The following is a 1,516-nucleotide window of genomic DNA, read 5'->3' as shown; positions in this document are numbered from 1 at the left end:
GACACCCGAAACATAATCCGCAGACGGGTCACTTCTCGATGGAAAACCCGGGTCACTTCTCAGTGGAAATCAACACTCTGTCAAAATGCCATTGACAATAAGTCTACATAGATAGATTTATTGTCAATGTCCCGAACACGCGCCCTTTCACCCCATGCCCGGCTGGTCCTCGCCGCTCTGCTCGATGCCGGCGACAAATGGTCACATGGCTATGAATTGGCGCAGCTTGCCAACGTTAAATCCGGGACCCTCTATCCACTTCTGATCCGTTTGGAGGCACAAGGCTATCTCGAAGCGGAATGGCAGCAGCCGACTGAAGGTGGCCGTCCTCCACGGCACGCCTATCGGCTGACCGCGAGCGGTGTACAACTTGCCCGCGCTAATCCTCCCGGCCAAGGGGCGAAACCAGCTTTGCGACGCCGCGAGGCGACGATATGAGTGCGGGTCTTCGCCGTTGCCTGATTGATCTGGCATGCCGCGCCTTGCAAGCGACGCTGCCCTCACCGTTGCAGTCGTGGGGCTGGGCGGTCCGTTACGAAGCCGCCGCCATCCCGAACGAGACCAAGGCGCTCCTGTTCACGCTCAACAGCCTTTGCGGACTCATGCCGCGTGCACTCGCATCGCATCTAATCCAAATCTTCGCCTCGCTCATCGGCGAACGCGCTCCGCTTTCGGAAGGATCGACCATGAACATCGTCGACGCCACCTTAGGTCGTCCTCGCACTATCGGCATCATCTGTGCGATTAGCGCAGTCATACTTGGCATTGTTTATATGGCAATCGCTGGCGCGCCGATGCGCTATCTTGGGATCAACCTTGGCGCATTGGCTATCGGCCTGACGATGCTGGCGCTGCTAGACCGCACTGAAGTGACGGGTCAGCGATGGATAAACGGTGCGATTATCACCATGGCAGGCGCGCTGCTGGCGACCGCCCTTCTTGGTTCCAAGGTTGATGGTGCTGCGCGCTGGGTGAACTTGGGCGGACTGGCCATCCAACCCAGCCTAATCCTGCTGCCGGTGATGCTCGTCGCCTTCTCGTCAATCCGTAGCGCGCTATCGACCGGCGGCATCATTGCTGCCTCTGCTGCTATTGCGCTTCAGCCTGACCGGGGCATGGCCGGTATGCTCGCGCTATGCCTTGCCGCGATAGCGATTGTACGCCGTGATAAGCATGCCTCCCTAGCCCTGGCCTTCGGCCTCACCGGTTTTGCGGTAACGCTGGTTCGTGCCGATACACTGCCAGCTGTCCCCTATGTCGATCAGATCCTCTACTCGTCATTCGAAGTTCACGTCAGTGCCGGTCTGGCAGTGTTGGGGGGCATGGCGTTGCTCTTGGTTCCGGCTTTAGCCGGTTGGAGCCGCGATGCCGACAACCGCGCAACTTACGCCGCTTTCGGCGCAACTTGGTTCACGGTGATCATGGCAGCCGCCATAGGCAGAGGTGGCCGGGGTAGTCTGAACACGGATCGGCATTCGATAAGTGGATCATCTGCCGGTTTCATCATCGAACTGCC

General features: G+C 59.0%; 2 protein-coding genes. Both read left to right on the top strand.

The features are described 5' to 3' along the window. Window positions 1–126: 126 nt before the first annotated feature. A complete protein-coding gene (locus LL253_RS19615) occupies window positions 127–438 on the top strand; it encodes a PadR family transcriptional regulator (protein ID WP_228228197.1) in 312 nt (103 codons plus the stop codon). Further along, window positions 435–1,516 (top strand): hypothetical protein (locus LL253_RS19610; RefSeq protein WP_228228196.1); only part of this gene is annotated, 1,082 nt, incomplete at its 3' end. The genes LL253_RS19615 and LL253_RS19610, both read left to right, overlap by 4 nt.

This window comes from Sphingobium soli, from assembly GCF_020782245.1.
Classification (GTDB): Bacteria; Pseudomonadota; Alphaproteobacteria; order Sphingomonadales; family Sphingomonadaceae; genus Sphingobium; species Sphingobium soli.
The sequence above is the reverse complement of the archived record's forward strand: the minus strand, read 5'-3'. Positions and strand labels throughout refer to the sequence as shown.

Coding starts and splice junctions, on each gene's coding strand:
- LL253_RS19615 (WP_228228197.1), top strand. CDS start 127: ATGTCCCGAACACGCGCCCTTTCACCCCATGCCCGGCTGGTCCTCGCC.